Source organism: Dellaglioa sp. CoH-57-MRSF-21 (assembly GCF_056781915.1).
The window spans coordinates 79,485-99,693 of the sequence record NZ_JBXAXU010000003.1 but is presented as its reverse complement, the minus strand read 5'-3'; the positions used below and the strand labels follow the sequence as shown (position 1 = coordinate 99,693).

The following is a 20,209-nucleotide window of genomic DNA, read 5'->3' as shown; positions in this document are numbered from 1 at the left end:
CACTCCTTTATATTTTTTATAAATTAAAACCCAGTTATCCATTTCAACTCAAAAAATACGAGTTTGCATGGATAACTGGGTTTATGCTTGCTTATAAATGGCAATAACACACCTAATTATCAATTTATTTAATTTTCTGTTTGCCGATGGGTTACTCGCCAGATATGTAAAACTAGATAAACTTGTTCGTCTGCTTGTAAATCCCAATCGGCCCGTTCTCGAATATACTGCACGATTTTTTCCACTGTTTCGTACACTTGTGGATACCGACTAATCATCATGGCGAGCAACTCAGGGTCAAGTTCTGCACGATCAATCTCAGTATTATGAAAATGCCTAATGAATAAATAGCGTAAATGTGAGACAAATCGACTATAATTAAATGATTTTTCGTCGAGAATAATACCAGTATCTAATTGAATAATATTAACAATTCCCGAAATGAGTTCTGTCAGCTTCATCGATTCTTGAACAGCATGTCCGCCTTCTTTGACGTTAATCAAATGATAGGTTAATAAAATCAATTCATTATTTTGAACCGTAATGTCAAATTTTGATTCGATTTCTTTAATACCAACCTTTGCAGCTTGGAATTCACTTGGAAATAATTTTTTCATTTCCCAATGAACAGATCGGTCATTTAAAAACATTTCTTCACGATTTTTTTGTAATGAATATTGAAAATGGTCCACTAAAATCAAAAATTGAACATCATCAAATGTCACATCAATTAATGGCTCTACTACTCCAACAAAAGTTGTCGTAACTTCCAAAGTTTCTGCATCAAATCCTGAAATTAATTTCATTGTATCTGAATCTTCTTCAGCTTTAAACCGTCGGTCAATCTGGTCCTTATCGATATTATCTCCAGCATGATAACCGAATCCAATACCGTTACCAATGACCACCCACTCAACATTGTCGGATGATTCAACTAAAGCTGCATTATTATTAAAATTTTTTACGAACTTCACATCAAACCGACCCCTTCCCATAAAAAATGACCTACAAATACAGATATTTTCATATCTACATCAATAGGTCATGCCTGATCGAATCAGTAACACTCATTTCATATTTATTGTATCATTTATTGTAAGCGTTATCAATAGCTATTTAAATTACTTTATAACTTACTACCATTTTCTTTAATGACCTTTTGATACCAATAGAATGAATCTTTCTTATATCGTTTTAATTCTTTCGCACTTTCTTCATCACGATCAATATAAACAAAGCCATAGCGCTTTTGATAGCCATTTGACCAGCTCAATAAATCAGTGAAACTCCAAGTTGTATACCCAATGACTTTTACACCGTCTGAAATGGCTTCTTGAATGGCTTTAATATGTTCATTGATAAAGTAAATTCGGTAATCATCATGAATTGTATTGCCTTCTTCTAATTTATCATAAGCACCAAGACCGTTTTCAGTAATAAGAACAGGTAAGTCGTAACGACTATCAATTCTTCTCAGAGCAATTCTTAGCCCTTCAGGATCAATATTCCAATCCCAATCAGTTTGTTTTAAAAATTCATTATTAGTAGTCTTAAACATGCCTGGAACGCCACTTTCGGAGCTAGTCCCCTTTTTACCTGTATTATTTTCAGCAGCAAGTCCAACACCACCAACTAACGGATTAGCCGCAATTGTTTGGGTTTGATAATAATTTAAACCCATAAAATCTGGTTTTCCAGCAATTAAAAGAGCTTGATCTGCTTCTGTAACAGTAGGTGCAGTTCCACGTTCAGTTAACCATTTATAAATCATTTTTGGATAACGTCCATAAACATAAATATCCATCCAAAAATGAGCAGCATAATCTTCATAGTTAGTAGCCGCAACTTGGTTTTTAGGATCTCCATTAACTGCATAACCCGGGCTATAGGCAAAGCTAGGCCCAATTTCACCTTGATAATGACCTTCATGAAATGCCTTAATTGCTGAAGCATTTGCTAAATTAGCAATGTGATTTGCAGCATACATTCTTTTTTCATCATTTACTGCAGGCGGATGACTCTCCATTTGATAGCCATGAGAAATAAATACGTTTTGTTCATTTAATGATACCCAATATTTAACACGATCACTGAATGCATCAAAACAAGTTTTCGCATAATCCGTAAAATCAGTAATAATTTCACGAGATTCCCAACCAGCATATTCATCTTGTAATGCTTGTGGTAAATCCCAATGATAAAGTGTCACAACAGGTTCAATATTATTCGCAATTAACTCATCGATTAATCGATTATAAAAATCTATCCCCTTTTGATTAACTTTACCTTTTCCTTCTGGATAAATACGTGTCCAAGCAATTGAAAAACGGTAAGCTTTCAATCCTTGCTCCTTCATTAAGGCGACATCTTCTTTAAAACGGTGATAATGATCGACGGCTACATCACCATTTGTACCCTTAAATGTTTTCCCAGGAATTCTTACAAATTTATCCCAAACTGATAATCCTTTACCATCTTCTTGATACGCACCTTCAATTTGGTAAGCAGCTGAGGAAGCCCCCCATAAAAAATCAGTTGGAAATTGACTCATTTTTTCATATTCCATTATCTATTCTCTCCTTAAAAATAATCACTTAATATCGGTTGTTCTTTAATTAATGCGCCATCGAATAACGTCACGTCGCCTGATACAAATCCATATTGTTTTAATTGTTTAAATGTTCGATACCCCATCATACTTCGTGTTAAATTTTGAATATCCGTTGTAAACGTAGTTGCTGAATTTTCAGTCTTTTCAACTTTTGTTTGTCCGTCTATTCGGCTAATTTGCCAATAGCCTTCATTAGCCTGAATAGTCGAATCTTGAACTTGAATCACAATTTGTGGAAAATCTTGCTGGTAAGGGTATCTGCTGAGAAAGTCTTCAACATTTACAATTCTTGCCATCATGTAAGGTTGCGTTGTCACTTCAACTTGAGGATTTGCCAGTACATCTGGAAATGGCTGTCCAATTGGACTCTCATAACTAAACCATTCGTATGCTGATTGATGCTTAAGCACAAAATTTTGTAATTGGAGCCAACTCTCACTTGTTTGATATATCCATTCAACGATTTTAAATTCATCAGTTTCTCTTTGATAAACAAGATAGCCTTCTGACTCATTTTTTTCATTATAATAGACCGCTACTTCCCAGTTAGGGTGTTTCTCCGCCGAATAAGTTAACCACCAATCTGGCCGTTCAATACCACCTTGTTGAGAGAGCTGATTCTGTTGGTATAATTTATTTAATTCCTCTTTTACATCCAAATAACGGTGACGTTCAACGTGACCTATGGCCTTAACTTTTAATCGTGGTAAATCCTTCGTATTCATCCGATATATCGTTTGATCAAATGTTGCTTCGTAACCGAATTTACGATAGAACGGATACGAAAATGGCGCTAAATACGATAATGTCGTTCCATTATCATACATCTCATCCAGAGCTAAATTCATTAATTGTCCAATACTACCCTGACCAGCAAATTCTGGATAACTTGCAACATAGCCAATACCACCCATTTTAAATTGAGTCCCGTGAAAATGAGTCGTAAATGGTGTATTAATCACACCGCTGACAACTTTCCCAGATTCAACTGAGCCCCAATCTGATGAATGCTCATAAAGTTTGCGAAAAAAGCTCTTTCTCTGTGCTGATACTTTTTTATTAAAGGCATAAATTGATAAATCAAAGTAACTTCCAAAATGAGTTTCATCTAACTTCATATTTGTCATGGATCTACTCAACTCCTTCTTCTGTACGAATTAACCTCTTTAAATATAGCACGGTTACCCTATTCGTGCAATCGCTTACAAAATTAGTCAATAAAAAAATCATCCAATTATTATTGGATGATCCTTCTCATTAATCAAAATGTTCTGCTTTTGGTTTGCGTCTTTTACCTTTATTTTTTTGATTTCTCAAACGAACTTTACGATGTGGTTTCTTTACTGGTTCATCAGATTGCTTTTGACCATCAACTGTTTTGGCTTTCACTTCAACTGGTTTAAGTTTCTTAGCTTTTGGTTCAGCCACACGTTCTGGTCTTTCTGTTACAATCGCACCATCATATAAGTAACCTTTTTCAATTTCAAATGGTGTATTTTTTAAATCTTGTTTTAAGGTACGTAGATCATGTTCATTTCCAAGATTAATAACCATCCCTTCAGCACCCATCCGGCCTGTCCGGCCGACACGATGAATATATGACGTCGTATCTTTAGGCATATCATAATTTACGACTGCGGGTAACATTGGAATGTCCAAACCTCGAGCGGCAACATCCGTCGTTAGTAATAATTTAATTTCATGCTTATGAAGTTGTGATAAAGCATTAGCACGATTAACTTGGCGTTGCTCGCTATCTAAGACAGCGACTGGTACATGATCATATTTTAATTTTTGAGCCATATCTTGTAACGATGATAGTTGGTTAAAGAAAACTAGTGCATAAAAATCTTCAACATTTGCTAAACGACGCAACGTTGATTGACGTTTACGCGTTGGTGTTTCAATTGAATAATGGTGAACGATACCTTGTGTTTGATCAACTTCACGAACATCATAAGTTGTCACATTAGCACCAAACCATTTTTTCAAATCATCTAATATTGCCGTTTCCGTCGCAGAAAAGAAACTTAATTGAATGCCTGCAGGTGCCTGGCTGATTAAATCACGACAAGTTGTTAGTGTTTCATCCGTTAATAAATCATCCGCTTCATCAATGACAACTGATTTAACTTTATGTAATTTAATTTTTTTATCTTCAGCTAAATTCAATAAGCGACCTGGTGTTCCGACAATAATCTCAGGTTTTTTCTTTAAATTTTCAATTTGGCGTTTCATATTAGCACCACCAATAATAGCTTGAACTTTTAAATCAAGTTCTTTAGCCCAAGGACGAATGACACCTGCTAATTGCATAGCTAATTCTTGTGAAGGTGCAATAATCAATAGTTGAATGCCATCTTTAGGTATTAATCTTTCGAGTAAAGGTAAGCTGAACGCTAATGTTTTACCAGAACCGGTTGGTGCTAATCCAAGGATATTTTCACCTGATTTTAGAGGTTCATAAACGGCTTCTTGGATGGGTGATTGTGTTTCAAAACCTTGTTCTTTAAAATATGCATCAAATTTTGGATTCATTTTAGTCTCTTTCTTTTAACTTCATAGGATTAGTTTTAATAATTAAGTATAGCATATAAAAAATAAGCTTCCATTGATTCACAGAAACTTATCTCAATAATTCTTATTTATGATCAGCTGGAAATTCAATTCCGGCACTTTTCCTTAAATCAAACAATACTTGATTAACTGTCACACTAAGTTTTTGCCATTTTATATAATCAGCTTTGTTCGTTACGTCATTGGGGTTATTGATGACTCTAGCAAAATCAATCGCTTCAGCTAACATCGGATTTTTAGCTGGTTTTTGACTAAGTAGTTCTTCTTTATCAGAGCCATCTCGATAAAGAACCTCATTTAATTCAGCTGCATTATCCATCACAATTGTGTCTTTTAGGCCATAGATTTCACTAGTTAAATATGAATTTGCTGTCTTACCAATATTTAAGGTCACTCTAAAATCTTCATAAGTTAGAATTGCGACACCTTTACCATCAACACCTGTTGGTAACATTGTTGGATAGTACTGAACTTCAAGTGGTGTACCAAACCAAGAAATAGCATTATAAACAACGTAAACACCTAAGTCTTGTAATGCACCACCAGAAAATTTTGGTGAGAAGATATTAGGTTCTTCACCTGCTAAAATAGCATCATAACGTGACGAATACTTCATATAAGTTAAAGTTGCGCCTTGGATGGTCTCTAGTTCAGTTACTTTTTGTTCAATAATTTTGAAATTATCTTGATGAATTTGTCGAGCTGCTTCAAATAATTGACTTCCAGGATGTTCCCTAAGAACCGTCTGAATAGCGGCCATTTCTGTTGGATTTGAGACCACTGGTTTTTCGGCAATAACTTTTTTACCAGCTTCAATCGCTAATTTAATTTGTTCAAAATGTAAACTATTCGGAGAAGCAATATAGATTACCTCAAATTTATCTGAATTTAAAAATTCTGTCATATTATCGTAAAAATTTGTTGCACCATATTTTTCACCAAAATCTTTGGCTTTTAATTCGGTTCTTGAATAGACACTAGTCAATTGAAATTCATTAGATTCATGCGCTGCTTCAACGAATTGACCTGTAATCCAATTTGTACCAATAATACCTAATTTAATCATACCCAATACCTCCATTTTATTATTAAATTCATTATAACAACAATTGAACCGTTTTCATAACGATTGCTTTATTTCAATTTTGTGACGATAGATTAAATTTATATATATTTTGGGCAATTCTTTCCGCTTGTTAGCTAAAAGTGCTATATTTAAGTAGAAGAGTTCTAATTAGGAGGGATAGCTGTGAAGAAACGTAGTTTTGCACTACTAGGTGCATCATTTTTTATTGGATTAACGAAAGATATTAAGTCTATAACCGCACCTAAAACTAAGGTTTCTTTACCTATTTTTTATGCTGGACATTGGCTATTCTACGATGAATTAAGTCATCGACACCATAATTTGGATATTTCATCAGACCTCACAATTCGAATTGACGAACGTGCACTCGATGGTAAGATTGAACATATAGATGAGCGTGAACTTAGTTTCTTAGATGAATATGGTTTTCATCTAAGAATTGATGCAAACGATCAAGGACCAGTGAGTTTGTTTGACGAAGCAGATAACCGGACCTATCCCATTAAATTAGCCCCAATTGTAGAATCACAAGATGATAAAAATGAAGATGTAGATTAACAGAATTTTGTTGATTATCATCTTCATTTTTTGTTTCATTACACGTTTAAATAGTCTAAAATAGTTAAATACGCATTTTAATATAGAAACGAGGACCTTTTTCCATGAACAATGATCACCTAAAACGAGATATTGGCTTTTTCGCTGCCCTTTCAACTGTAATGGGAACAGTTATCGGCGGAGGCGTTTTTTTTAAAGTTTCAAGCGTTACACAACAAACCCAATCTGCTAACTTAACTTTATTTGTTTGGTTACTTGGTGGCTTTTTAACTATCTGTGCTGGATTAACCGCTGCAGAACTTGCAGCCGCCATCCCAGAAACTGGTGGCGCCATTAAATATATCGAATATACTTATGGCCGTTTCCCAGCATTTTTACTTGGCTGGGCACAAATAATCATTTATTATCCAGCAAACATTGCAGCTCTTTCAATTATTTTTGGCACACAATTAATTAATCTTTTCCATCTTGATTCACATTTAATTATCCCATTTGCTTTAATTAGTGGAATCAGTATCACATTGATTAACTTTTTAGGCGCCAAAGTTGGTGGTACCTTTCAATCAATTTCATTAGTTTTAAAATTATTACCTATTATTGTCATTGTGATATGGGGGATTTTCACTCCTGGACAAGTGACGTTTAGTTTAATTCCGTTAACATCCGGCGCGCACCAGTCTTTCTTTACTGCTTTAAGTGGCGGCCTTCTTGCGACCATGTTTGCTTATGATGGCTGGATTGGGGTTGGAAATATTGCCGGAGAGATGCACCATCCAGAACGTGATTTACCGAAAGCCATTATTTCAGGATTATTTTTCATCACAATTATCTATACATTAATTAATTTTGTTTTTCTTAAGGCTCTTCCTATTTCAGGATTAGCTGGCAATTTAAATGCAGCTTCTGATGCCTCAAGACAACTATTTGGACAATTTGGTGGTAAGTTTGTGACCGTTGGTATCTTAATTTCAGTCTACGGTGCCACTAACGGCTATACGTTAACCGGTATGCGCGTTCCATATGCGATGGCCTTAGAAAACCAACTCCCCTTTAGTAATTGGCTAAAACGCTTATCTCCTCATACGAGAGTTCCATATATTGCGGGCTTTTTACAAATAAGTATCGCAATAATAATGATGTTCTTAGGTAGTTTTGATTTATTAACAGATATGCTTATTTTTGTTATTTGGATTTTTAATGTACTAGTTTTCGTTGCTATCTTTATATTACGAAAACGTGAACCTGAATTAAATAGACCCTATAAAGTTCCTTTATATCCAATCATTCCAATCATCGCGATTATTGGGGGTATTTTTATACTCGTTGCGACACTATTAACACAAACGACGTTAGCACTTGTTGGTCTATTAATAACGGGACTTGGCATTCCTGTTTACTTTATTCATCAAAAAAGCCAAGGATAATTATACAAATAAAAACATTCAACTTTTAGAGCCAGATAGGCTCATATCCCTTAAGTCGAATGTTTTTATTTTTTATAAATTATTTAAATAGTTACTATATCCAGCAGCTTCCATTTCTGCTTCAGGAATAAACTTCAATGAGGCAGAGTTAATACAATAACGTAATCCGCCTTGGTCTTTAGGTCCATCAGTAAATACATGACCTAAATGTGAATTTGCTTCCTTACTTCTAACTTCCGTTCGTTGATAACCAAAAAGACTATTATCAACCAACTCAGCAATCTTAGAACCTGGGATTGGTTTTGAAAATGATGGCCAACCGCAGCCAGCGTCATATTTTTCTGCTGAACTAAAAAGTGCTTCCCCACTAACAACATCAACGTAAATTCCTTTTTGATAGAAGTCATCATATTTACCGGTAAATGGCGCTTCCGTTGCAGCATGTTGTGTAACTTCAAACTCTTCATTAGTTAAACGTTCACGTAATTCTTTTTCAGTTTCTTTTGACATAATGGACCTCCTAATGTTTTAAGATATCATTAGAATACTCTTTTTCACACTGAATACAATTTATCTGTTTGCAAAAAAAAGGCCAAAAGTAAAATACCTTTGGTCTTCCTCATCTATTATATTAAATTGGTTATTTTTCTAAAATTGTAACTGTTTCAATATGTGTTGTTTGTGGGAATTGATCCACTGGTAAAATTGGTTTTGTAACTTTGTAACCATCATCTAAGAAGCTCTGTAAATCACGAACTAATGTTGAAGGGTTACAACTAATGTAAACAACTTTTTTAGGTTGCATTTTAAGTGTACTTTCAATAAATGCTGGTTCTAGCCCCTTACGAGGAGGATCGACAACTAAAACGTCAGGTCTTAAGTTAGCATGACTCCAGTTTTCCATCCAGTTTTCTGCCATCCCAGTTTCAAAACGAACATTATCAATACCATTAATCTTAGCATTTTCTTTCGCATCTTTAACCGCTGCAGAAACTAATTCTACACCATAGATTTGACGAGCATGTTTTGCCATTGATAATGAAATTGTTCCAATACCACTATAAGCATCAATAACTGTTTCATTACCAGTTAAACCAGCACGTTCAAATGCTGCAGCATATAATTTTTCTGTTTGGACAGGATTAATTTGGTAGAAAGAATGTGGTGAAATTCTAAATGTTAATCCATTTAATTGATCTTCAATATAACCAGGGCCAAATAAAACTTTGTTTTCGCGGCCTAAAATAACATTTGTCTTTTCAGAATTTGTATTTTGAACAATAGTTGTAACCTCAGGTAATGATTCACGGATTGCAGCAGTAATTTCAGTAAACATTGGTAATTTCTTAGAGCGTGTTACTAAGACAATCATCATTTGTTTTGAGTAATGACCACGGCGAACCATAATGTGACGGATAATCCCTTTATGTGCACGTTCGTCATATGCTTCCACATGGAAACGTTGTAAGACATCACGTACAGCTACGATTGCTTTATCAATTTCTTCATCTTGAATTAAAAAATCTTCAATTGCAACAAAATCATGACTGTTTTTCTTGAAGAATCCTGTTTTTAATTCACCAGCAATTTCGCGAACAGGCACTTGTGCTTTATTACGGTAATGGAAAGGATTTTCCATTCCAACAGCATCAGATACTTCAATATCCAAATGCGCTTTTTTCAATAACTCTTGAACTTGTGCTTGTTTGAATTTTAATTGTGCTGGGTATGCTAAATGTTGTAAAGGTGCAATTCCAGTTTGTGTATATGCTGAACCTTTTGTTTCAACACGATCTGGGCTCTCATTACGAAAAGCTAAAACTTTAGCGAAACCAAAGTTCTTGCTAACTTTCATTACACGAATACTAACTTTTTCGCCTGGTAATGCATTTTCAATAAATAATGGGTAGCCATCAACTTTAGCGACACCCATACCTTGATAAGTTAAATCGATAATTTCTGTATCAAATTCTTGGTTCTTTATTACTGGAGGTAGTTTTTTCATTGTTGTCCTTTCGATGTTCCTGCGTATTTACTTTATTCAACCATGTTTAACCCCTAAAAGTCAATAGTTGCCAACTCTAGAAATAAAACAGGATTGAGGCCTTTACCAAGCACCTCAATCCTACTTAATTTCTTAGTTATCTCTTACTTTACTAATTGTACCATTACCGTCAACATCTTCACTATGCATTTCTTGGACTTCTTTTACAAAATGTTCTTCAGCTGTAATTTCGGCAGCCGTACGACCTGACGTAATTGACGTTTCTGGCAATGCATCTGTATTCGCAAAAATTTCGATATGTTGCTTTAAATTTTTGAAAGTCATTGGTGCATCACCACCATATTCACCATCAATATTAATCATCATTTTATTATCGACTGGTTTAGCAATTAATTTAGACGTTTTAACATAAATCACACGTTTATCATTAATATGCTTCCCACCATTTAACACAAGTGCCATTAAATGCAACATTTCGGCGATATTAGTCGCTTTAACAATAAGCAAGGTAAACTTACCGTCATCAAGTGAAGCGTTTGGTACGATTTGTTCAAAGCCACCTACAGAGTTCGTCAATGCTAATAAAAACATTGATGCTTTCCCTTTAAAAATTCCCCCATCATACTCAAGGTTCATTTCAATTGGTTTCATTCTAGGTAACATTTCAGCACCTTTAGCTAAATAAGCCAGATAACCAAAAAGTGATTTAAATTGTGAAGGAACATCATAAGTTAATTCCGTTAATAATCCACCACCAGCGATATTAATGAAATATTTTTCTCCAGCTTGTCCAACATCCATTTTAACTGTGTTACCTTTTGCAATTACTTTTGCAGCAGCAACTGAATCATCCCTAGGTATTTTCAAAGCTCTCGCATAATCATTTGTCGTTCCAGCTGGAATAACACCTATCTTAGGTCGGTGCTTAAGACCAGCAATTCCATTAGCAACTTCATTAATGGTTCCGTCGCCACCAGCAGCAATTACTAAATCAAACCCTGATTTAGCAGCTCTCGTTGCTTCATCTCGAGCTGAATGTTTCTTCGCTGTCGTCGCATAAGCACTAGTTTCATACCCGGCATTTTCAATGATGTCTAGAATACTCACGAGATCACTTTTTAAAGCCTCACGACCGGATGTTGGGTTATAGATAATTCTGGCTCTTTTTCTCATTCCGTTCCTCCACATGAATCTTATTTTAATAAGATTATCTTTGCTTCAATGAGGCCATCAATAATTGATTGACCACATTAGGATTTGCTTGTCCCTGTGTTTGTTTCATGATTTGTCCGATTAAGAATCCAACAGCACGATCTTTACCATTTTTGAAATCTTCAATTGATTGTTCATTGTTATCTAAAATACCATCAATAATGGGTTGTAACTTAGCTGGGTCAGATAATTGAACAAGTCCCTTAGACTCAACCCAAGCTTTAGGTTCGCTACCATTTTTAATAATTTCTTGGAAAACTTTTTTAGCAATCTTACTTGAAATTGTTTCATCAGTAATTAAATTAATCATTCCAGCAAGATTTGCTGGTGTTAATTTAGTATCTTGTAAGTTTAATTTATTTGTATTCATGAACGCATTAACTTCACCCATTAACCAGTTAGCAGCTAACTTAGGATCTGCATCTAACTTAATTGTGTCTTCAAAGAAATCTGACATTTCTTTTGTTTGTGTTAAGACTTCAGCATCATATTCAGGCAAGCCTAATTCACTTGCATAGCGTGTCCGTCGTTTGTCAGGCATTTCGGGAATTGATTCTCTAACTTCTTGAATCCAGTCATCACTAATATGAATTGGTGGAATATCTGGTTCTGGGAAATAACGATAATCGCTAGCCCCTTCTTTGACACGCATCAAAATAGTTGTACCAGTTGGTGCATCAAAACGGCGTGTTTCTTGTTGAACAATACCACCAGACATCAAGACATTTATTTGACGTTTTTCTTCAAATTCAAGTCCTTTACGCACATTTTCAAATGAATTTAAATTTTTCATTTCAGTTTTTGTCCCATAACCGGGTTGGCCAATTGGGTTAATTGAAATATTAACATCAATTCGCATTGATCCTTCTTCCATCTTCACATCAGAAACACCGGTAAATTGAATAACTTGACGTAATTTTTCAAGATATGTGTAAGCTTCTTCAGGTGTTTTGATATCAGGACGTGAAACAATTTCAATCAAAGGTGTTCCTTGACGGTTTAAATCGACATAAGAATAGCCGTTAGGATTATGCGTATTTTTACCCGCATCTTCTTCAACGTGCATTTCTTCAATTCCGATTTTTTTCGTTTCGCCATTAACTTCAATTTCTAAGAAGCCGTTACGACCAATAGGTTCTTCTGATTGTGTGATCTGGTAAGCTTTTGGATTATCAGGATAAAAGTAATTTTTTCGGTCAAAATGGTTATCCTTTGTGATTTCACAATTTAAAGCTAAGGCAGCACGCATTCCGTATTCAATTGCCCCTTTATTGGCAGTTGGTAAAACACCTGGATAACCCCAGTCAATAACGTTGGTATTCGTATTAGGTTCTGCCCCAAAATCAACTTTTGAAGGTGAGAATGCCTTAGAGTTAGTTTTCATTTCAATATGAACTTCAAGTCCAATTGTTGTTTCAAAATTCATTAGTTTTGGCCTCCTAACGTAGGGACTTCTTTATGGAAATCAGTTGCTTGTTCAAATGCGTAACCAGCACGATACATTGTTGCTTCATCGAATGATTTCGCAATTAATTGTAATCCAACTGGTAAGCCATTTGAGAATCCAGCAGGAACTGACATGCCGGGTAGTCCAGCCAAGTTAACTGGAATCGTTAAAATATCATTCATATACATTGTAATTGGGTCTTCAATTTTATCACCAATATTAAATGCTGTATTAGGTGCAGTAGGCCCAATAATCAAATCATAATCATTGAATACATTACGGAAATCATTGCAGATTAAAGTCCGAACTTGAGCTGCTTTCTTGAAGAAAGCGTCATAAGTTCCAGCAGATAATGAGAATGTTCCTAACATAATCCGACGTTTAACTTCATCCCCAAAACCTTCTGAACGAGAACGTACATAAACATCTTCCAAACTCTTAACGTCTTGTGCACGGAATCCATAACGAATACCATCAAAACGTTGTAAATTAGATGATGCCTCAGAAGAAGCTAGAATATAGTAAACGGGCACACCATATTTACTGTTTGGTAAACTAACTTCGTCAACTGTTGCGCCAAGTTCTTCAAACGTCTTAACTGCTTTTTGAATGGCTTCTTTAACACCAGCATCAACACCCTCACCTAAATACTCTTTAGGTAAAGCAATCTTCATTCCTTTAATATCGCCAGTTAATCCAGCAGTAAAATCAGGAACAGCTTGCGCTGAACTCGTTGAATCATGAACATCGTTACCACTGATTGCATTTAAAACAGCAGCGTTATCTTTAACGCCACGTGTGAATGGTCCAATTTGGTCCAAACTTGATGCAAATGCAATTAAACCATAACGTGATACACGACCATAAGTTGGTTTTGTTCCTACGACACCATTAAATGAAGCAGGTTGACGGATAGAACCACCAGTATCTGAGCCTAAAGCAGCAATAACTTCACCTGAAGCAACTGCAGCAGCTGAACCACCTGATGAGCCACCGGGAACCTTCGTTGTATTCCAAGGGTTTTTTGTTGTTTTAAAAGCTGACGTTTCAGTAGAACCACCCATAGCAAATTCATCCATGTTTGTTTTACCAATTGTCACCATTTGTGCTTGGCGCATTTTTTCAATCACTGTTGCATCATATATTGGATTGAAATTTTCTAACATTTTGCTTGCAGCAGTTGTTGTTAAATCCTTTGTCACAATATTATCTTTAACAGCCATTGGTATCCCGGCTAAGACATTATTTGCATCGATACCAGCAGCATCAACAGCCTTAGCTTGGCTAAGTGCCATTTCTTCGTTCATTGCGAGGAAAGCAGAAATCTTTGAATCACGTGCTTTAATTTCAGCAAAGGTTGCCTTCGTTAATTCTTCAGAACTCATTTCTTTATTAACTAATGCGTCATGTAAACTTGATAAATCTTGTTTGAAATAATCCATGCTTAAGCTTCCTCACTTTCATCAATAATTGCTGGCACTTTAATAAGGCCATTTTCACTATCCGGTGCATTTTTAAAGAGTAAGTCTCGATCTGTTCCTTCTTCTGCGACATCTTCACGCATCACATTGAGAACATCTGTAATATGTGTCGTTACTGGAACGCCTGTTGTATCTACTTCTGATAATTGTTCAGCCATTCCGATAATATCATCTAATTGACTGGTAAATAGTTCTAAATCTGTATCACTGAGTTCTAGTTTAGCTAACTCTGAGACATGTTTGACTTCTTCTTTACTAATTGACATTCAAAACCATCCCTTCAAAATTCAAATTAATTTCTTTTTAATAACTGGTAAATACATGCGTATAGTATGTGCTTTCTTTAGCTGTTTTGGCAAGGAAACTTTGCATTGTCCCATCACTACCTTTGATAGTAATGTCAATTGGAATCCCTGATGCTAAATATTTCACGGCCGTTGTTGATAAATATTGAGTGAAACTAATAATCTCTGTTTCACTATAAAATTGAGTTGTAATATTGATGTGCATCCCTGTAATTGCTTTGTTTTTATATTGTACCTGTGCTGTTACACCTGCTAAATTAGGAAAGAAACTTTGAACTTCAGTTTTAAAATTCGTAAATGTCGTTTCATCATTTGTATTAGGTGATGTGGCCGTCGATGTCGTTGGGAACGTATAACTCTTAATTGAAACATCATCCCAATTATCAATCGTCGTTTTACCATTCTTATTCACAGCGTAGGCGTAGAAACTACCGCCAACTAAACTATCGTTTGGTGCTTGCTTGTACATTGCCACCATGATTGGAACGCTATCACTAATTCCTTTGGTTTTACGAAGACGAGCAACCACTTTGTTAGCAGCTTCTTTACCCTTTTCTCTCATTGTTGCATCAGAAATAACGGTTTTATATTCAGCCCCATATTCTTCTTTTTGATAATAATCAACTGAGTTCATTCCGATACCTACCGAGATACCCGAGAGTGATAATTTGCTGCCTTTTTTTGTCATAAAATCTTGTTCTTCAACTTGCTGTACATACATGGGATTACGGTCTGTTTCACCCGTTTTACCATTACTCTTAGGGTTTAATCCGTCTTTATTAGCACTTGATTCACGTCCTAACCAGCTTTGAACAGTCGTTTTTGTTAAATATTGTCCTTCTTGGAAAATATAACTGTCAGTAGCAAATTGATCTTTAGATAAATCTAACAGACCAGATTCAAAACTTTTTAAATTCAAGACATTGTCATTTTGTGTGAGTGCCACACCTCTTGATTTACTTGTTAAATATTTACCATCTTTAATGACACCTTCATAGTTACTATCACTTGTTTGGCCAGTTGTCTGGTAACCAGAACTTGATGTATTTTTAGAGGTTCCCGACGAGCCTGATGAGGCAACATTGCCACAGGCTGCTAAGAAAATTAACGAGAAACTTAACATAAGTCCAATCTTAATTTTTTTCATATGACACTCCTTCCATAACTGAGATAAATTGTTGTTCATCCCAAATTTCAATTTCTAGTTGCTTCGCTTTTGTTAACTTACTTCCAGCATCATGCCCGGCAATTAATAGGTCTGTTTTTTTCGAAACACTACCAACAACAGAAGCACCATTTGCTTCAAGCCATTTTTTAGCATCGCTTCGTTTCAACTGATCAAGTGTTCCCGTTAGGACAACTTTCTTATCCATCACGGGACTACCTTCAGCTAATTCTGCAATTTCAGCAGTTGTTTTGCCTAAAAAGGTTAAGTTAACTTGCGCATTATCCAGTTCATCAATCAATTCACGAACTTGGTCATTGGCAAAATAAGTCACAAGACTATCCGCAATCACCTGTCCGATTGAATCAATGACGAGAATATCTTCGGAAATTGCTGTCATTAATTGATGAATATCTTTAAATTCGGCTGAAACCAATCGAGCAGCCTTAGCTCCAACATGCCGAATTCCTAGTCCAAATAATAAGCGTTCCACTGAATTTTGTCGGCTAATATCAATTGCATTTAATAATTTATTAACCGATTTTTCTTTGAAATTATCTAGCGTTAACAGTTGATCGGCAGTTAACTGATACAATCCTGCAACATCACTAATTAACTTATTTTCAAATAATTGTTCAACAATTTTAGGCCCTAGTCCATCAATATTCATCGCATTTCTAGAAGCAAAATGTGCCAGACTCTCTTTAATGAGTGCGGGACATTTTGGATTGATACAACGTAATGCAACTTCTTCATCCAGATGAACTAATATTGCTCCACAAACTGGGCAGTTCGTTGGCAAACTATACACAACACTGTCTTCTGGTCGTTTATCTAAGACAACTTCAGAAATTTCTGGAATAATATCCCCAGCCTTATGCAACTTAACCGTATCGTTAATTCTAATATCTTTTTGTTTCAGTAAATCCCCATTATGCAATGATGCCCGAGAAACTGTTGTTCCCGCTAACTGCACAGGATTCATGATTGCAGTTGGTGTTACGACACCTGTTCGACCAATCGTCCATTCAATATCTAGAACTTTAGTTTCTTGCTCGTCTGGCGGGAATTTATAGGCAATTGCCCATTTTGGAACTTTAACCGTATTACCAACTTCATCATGAATCGTGAATAAATTTGCTTTAATAACAATACCATCGATATCGTAAGATAAATCATGACGTTTTGCTTGATATTCATTAATGTATGCCGAAATTTCTGTCATATCACTCGTAACACGTGATTCAGTATTTGTTCTAAATCCAAGTTTAGACAAGCGTTTTAACGCATCACTTTGAGTTTTGACATCCGGATCAACTATATAATAGATAAATGTACTCAATTGTCGTTGAGCCGTTTCAGCTGTATTTAATTGTCGTAAACTACCTGCTGCTGCATTCCTAGGATTAGCAAATACCGTTTCTCCAGCTTCCTCGCGACGTTTATTCAACGCAACAAACGCCTTTGTTGGCATGTAACATTCTCCACGAACTTCAATTGAAATGGGTTCCGTCAATGTTAGTGGAATTGATTTGACTGTTTTAAGATTTTCAGTAATATTTTCACCAATTGTGCCATCTCCACGAGTTGATCCTTTAACGAATACACCATTTTCATATGTTAACGAAATGGCCAATCCATCAATTTTGAGTTCAGTATTGTAACTTACCTCAGCATCAACTGATTTTTGTAATCGTTGATCAAATTCCGATAGTTCTTCAATGGAAAAGACATCCCCCAATGAAAGCATTGGTACTTCATGCGAAACTTTTTCAAAACCAGGCAGTACCTGGCCACCAACACGTTGCGTTGGTGAATTAGGTGTCACTAAATTAGGAAAGGCTTTTTCAAGTTCTACTAGTTGTAGGTAGTGTTCATCATAAACATGATCTTCAACTGTTGGCTGATCAAGGACATAATATTGACGCGTCCATTTGATTAAGTCAGTTTTTAATTGATTCACTCTATTAGTTGCTTCTTCCAATGTTATGGCTTGATTTGACAAACTTGAACCCTCCTTTTATTTAGTCCACTTTTTTTGTAATTGGTGCAAAAGCTGTCAACAGACGCTTAATCCCTTGTTCTTTGAAAGCAATATCAAGTTCAGCATCCGAACCTGATCCTGAAACTTTAACGATTGTCCCAGTACCCCAAGCTTTATGTTCCACTTTTTCACCAATACGCCAAACAACTGCATCAGCACCTGTACCATTATCACGTTCAACGGTTTTAGCAGGTCGACGGTATGTTGTCGCCGTCGCACGTTGATTGGAATACGATGAATTACGAGATGGTGCTGCCGTTTGATTATCTAATTCAAGTAATGACTCATCTATTTCACCAATGAAACGTGAAGCTTGATTACTTTGACGACGACCATACAACATTCTTGAAAAAGCATTTGTTAAATATAATTTGCGTTCAGCACGAGTAATTCCGACATATGCTAAACGACGTTCTTCCTCAAGTTGATCATCTTCTAACATGGCACGAGAAAGAGGGAATATGCCTTCTTCCAATCCCATTAAAAAGATAACTGGAAATTCAAGTCCTTTAGCGGCATGTAATGTCATCAATGTGACTTCTTCAGGTTCTTCTTCAATATCATCTTGTGCAGAAACTAGTGCTAAATCAGCTAAGAAATCAACATAACGGTCACTATCATCTTCTTCAGCTTCCCAACGATCATCAAATTGCTGAGTTACAGACAAGAATTCTTCAACGTTTTCAAGTCGCGTTTCATTTTCAATCGTTTTCGTCTTTTTCAAATTAGCTTCATAACCTGATTGTTTTAAAATTTCTTTTGTTAACTCGGTCACATTCAAGAACTCACGCATTTTTTGTAATCCACGAATCATTGTGGCAAATTCTTGTAATGATTTTTCAGCTTTACCAGAAATATTAGCAAGCGCTGAGTTTTCAGCACCTTCAAGCATTGTCCAATTATTCATATCTGAAAATTCACGTAATTTGTCCACACTACTTGCACCGATACCGCGTTTTGGGACATTTACAATACGATCAAAACTCATTGAATCTTGATCATTAGCAATTAAACGAATGTAGCCTAAGATATCTCGAATTTCCAATCGCTCGTAGAATTTGTGTCCACCAACCATTTTGTAAGGAACGCTTGATTTTAAGAATGTCTCTTCAATCACACGAGACTGTGCATTCGTTCGATATAAAATGGCGAAATCACCGTAATTTAAGTGATTATCTTTAATTTGTTCTTGAATTTTTTCAACCACATAATGTGATTCATCATTTTCACTTTGGCCACGGTAGTAAGAAATTTTCTCACCATCTTTATTATCAGTCCAAAGACTCTTATCACTGCGGTTCGTATTATTATCAATAACTGCATTGGCAGCATTCAGAATTGTTTTCGTTGAACGATAGTTTTGTTCCAACTTAACAACATCAGCATCAGGATAATCTTTTTCAAAATTCATAATGTTATCCATGTTTGCCCCACGCCAACCGTAAATACTTTGGTCAGCATCCCCGACGACGCAGAGATTTTTGAAACGTTCAGCTAACATGTTTACTAAGGTATATTGTGCTTCATTAGTATCCTGATATTCATCCACATGGATATATTGAAATTTATTTTGATAAAAAGCCAATGTTTCAGGCTTTTCTTTAAATAAACGGATAGTTAACATAATTAAATCATCGAAATCAACTGCTTGATTTGAGCGTAACTCTTTTTGATATGCCGTATAAACTTTAGCTACCATTTGTTCGAACATACTTGCAGCACGTTCTGCGTATTCTTTTTCTGTTAATAAATCATTTTTTGCATTTGAAATTGCTCCTAAAACGGTTCTTGGGTCAAATTTTTGTGGATCAATATTTTGTTCTTTTAAAATACGTTTTACTAAAGTCTTTTGTTCACCTGGGTCGGCAATTGTAAATGCACGATTATAACCAATTTGGTCAATATCACGTCGCAAAATACGAACACAAAGTGCATGGAATGTTGAAACCCAAACATCTTCTGCCCCTTTGTTAAGTAATTTATTAACACGTTCGCGCATCTCTTTTGATGCTTTATTTGTAAATGTGATTGCTAATACGTTCCATGGATTGATACCTTTTTCTTCAATTAAGTAAGCAACGCGATGCGTTAATACTCGCGTTTTACCACTTCCAGCTCCAGCCATAATTAAGAGTGGTCCCTCTGTTTTTAGGACAGCTTCTTTTTGTTTGTTATTCATTCCGTTCAATAAGCTTTCAGTAGTCAAATTAATCAATCCTCTCTATAAATCAGTCATTATTTATTATAGCAAAAAAACGCCTTAACTTCTTTAATTTTTATGAATATATGTCTC

The 20,209-nt window shown here is 35.5% G+C and carries 16 protein-coding genes; 2 read left to right on the top strand and 14 right to left on the bottom strand.

What is annotated here, in order from left to right:
* Nucleotides 1-128 precede the first annotated feature (128 nt).
* The 5 genes from AC1RPQ_RS04240 to AC1RPQ_RS04220 form a co-directional block, all read right to left on the bottom strand.
* The gene (locus AC1RPQ_RS04240) at nucleotides 129-974 is read right to left on the bottom strand and encodes a PRD domain-containing protein (protein ID WP_481761561.1); all 846 of its coding nucleotides are present in this window, start codon (nucleotides 972-974) and stop codon (nucleotides 129-131) included.
* Between the two features lie 152 nt (nucleotides 975-1,126).
* Nucleotides 1,127-2,566: a glycoside hydrolase family 1 protein gene (locus tag AC1RPQ_RS04235; RefSeq protein WP_481761562.1), complete on the bottom strand. Its 1,440-nt coding sequence runs from the start codon at nucleotides 2,564-2,566 to the stop codon at nucleotides 1,127-1,129.
* Nucleotides 2,567-2,580: 14 nt separating this feature from the next.
* Entirely contained in the window at nucleotides 2,581-3,738 is a 1,158-nt protein-coding gene (locus tag AC1RPQ_RS04230; RefSeq protein WP_481761563.1) for a GNAT family N-acetyltransferase, read from the bottom strand.
* 130 nt (nucleotides 3,739-3,868) lie between these two features.
* A complete protein-coding gene (locus tag AC1RPQ_RS04225; RefSeq protein WP_481761564.1) occupies nucleotides 3,869-5,149 on the bottom strand; it encodes a DEAD/DEAH box helicase in 1,281 nt (426 codons plus the stop codon).
* 103 nt (nucleotides 5,150-5,252) lie between these two features.
* Nucleotides 5,253-6,254, bottom strand: coding sequence for a Gfo/Idh/MocA family protein (locus tag AC1RPQ_RS04220; protein ID WP_481761565.1), 1,002 nt, complete (start codon nucleotides 6,252-6,254; stop codon nucleotides 5,253-5,255).
* Nucleotides 6,255-6,437: 183 nt separating this feature from the next.
* On the opposite strand from AC1RPQ_RS04220, the gene AC1RPQ_RS04215 reads away from it, so the two are divergent.
* Together AC1RPQ_RS04215 and AC1RPQ_RS04210 are read left to right on the top strand one after the other, a co-directional pair.
* Nucleotides 6,438-6,833 (top strand): DUF4828 domain-containing protein, encoded by a 396-nt coding sequence (locus AC1RPQ_RS04215; protein WP_481761566.1) that lies wholly within the window; start codon nucleotides 6,438-6,440, stop codon nucleotides 6,831-6,833.
* Between the two features lie 104 nt (nucleotides 6,834-6,937).
* Nucleotides 6,938-8,257 (top strand): APC family permease, encoded by a 1,320-nt coding sequence (locus tag AC1RPQ_RS04210; RefSeq protein WP_481761567.1) that lies wholly within the window; start codon nucleotides 6,938-6,940, stop codon nucleotides 8,255-8,257.
* A 72-nt stretch (nucleotides 8,258-8,329) separates the two neighbouring features.
* Here the strand turns inward: AC1RPQ_RS04210 and msrB are convergent, their stop codons facing one another.
* The 9 genes from msrB to pcrA form a co-directional block, all read right to left on the bottom strand.
* On the bottom strand, nucleotides 8,330-8,767 hold the full coding sequence (msrB, locus tag AC1RPQ_RS04205; protein WP_481761568.1) for a peptide-methionine (R)-S-oxide reductase MsrB: 438 nt from the start codon (nucleotides 8,765-8,767) through the stop codon (nucleotides 8,330-8,332).
* Nucleotides 8,768-8,897: 130 nt separating this feature from the next.
* Nucleotides 8,898-10,262, bottom strand: coding sequence for a 23S rRNA (uracil(1939)-C(5))-methyltransferase RlmD (rlmD, locus tag AC1RPQ_RS04200; protein ID WP_481761569.1), 1,365 nt, complete (start codon nucleotides 10,260-10,262; stop codon nucleotides 8,898-8,900).
* A gap of 132 nt (nucleotides 10,263-10,394) precedes the next feature.
* Nucleotides 10,395-11,435: a diacylglycerol kinase gene (locus AC1RPQ_RS04195; protein ID WP_481761570.1), complete on the bottom strand. Its 1,041-nt coding sequence runs from the start codon at nucleotides 11,433-11,435 to the stop codon at nucleotides 10,395-10,397.
* Nucleotides 11,436-11,469: 34 nt separating this feature from the next.
* On the bottom strand, nucleotides 11,470-12,900 hold the full coding sequence (gatB, locus tag AC1RPQ_RS04190; protein WP_481761571.1) for an Asp-tRNA(Asn)/Glu-tRNA(Gln) amidotransferase subunit GatB: 1,431 nt from the start codon (nucleotides 12,898-12,900) through the stop codon (nucleotides 11,470-11,472).
* A complete protein-coding gene (gatA, locus tag AC1RPQ_RS04185; RefSeq protein ID WP_481761572.1) occupies nucleotides 12,900-14,363 on the bottom strand; it encodes an Asp-tRNA(Asn)/Glu-tRNA(Gln) amidotransferase subunit GatA in 1,464 nt (487 codons plus the stop codon). Before gatA ends, gatB begins: the two co-directional genes overlap by 1 nt.
* A 2-nt stretch (nucleotides 14,364-14,365) precedes the next feature.
* Nucleotides 14,366-14,668, bottom strand: a complete 303-nt coding sequence (gene gatC, locus AC1RPQ_RS04180; RefSeq protein ID WP_409022077.1) for an Asp-tRNA(Asn)/Glu-tRNA(Gln) amidotransferase subunit GatC — start codon at nucleotides 14,666-14,668, stop codon at nucleotides 14,366-14,368.
* Nucleotides 14,669-14,705: 37 nt separating this feature from the next.
* Nucleotides 14,706-15,854 carry a CamS family sex pheromone protein gene (locus tag AC1RPQ_RS04175; protein WP_481761573.1) on the bottom strand — a complete coding sequence of 383 codons (1,149 nt, stop codon included), beginning with the start codon at nucleotides 15,852-15,854 and terminating at the stop codon, nucleotides 14,706-14,708.
* On the bottom strand, nucleotides 15,841-17,862 hold the full coding sequence (gene ligA / locus AC1RPQ_RS04170) for an NAD-dependent DNA ligase LigA (RefSeq protein ID WP_481761630.1): 2,022 nt from the start codon (nucleotides 17,860-17,862) through the stop codon (nucleotides 15,841-15,843). Before ligA ends, AC1RPQ_RS04175 begins: the two co-directional genes overlap by 14 nt.
* Nucleotides 17,863-17,896: 34 nt before the next feature.
* Complete coding sequence (gene pcrA / locus AC1RPQ_RS04165) at nucleotides 17,897-20,122, bottom strand: DNA helicase PcrA (RefSeq protein ID WP_481761574.1); 2,226 nt, start codon at nucleotides 20,120-20,122, stop codon at nucleotides 17,897-17,899.
* Nucleotides 20,123-20,209: the final 87 nt, after the last annotated feature.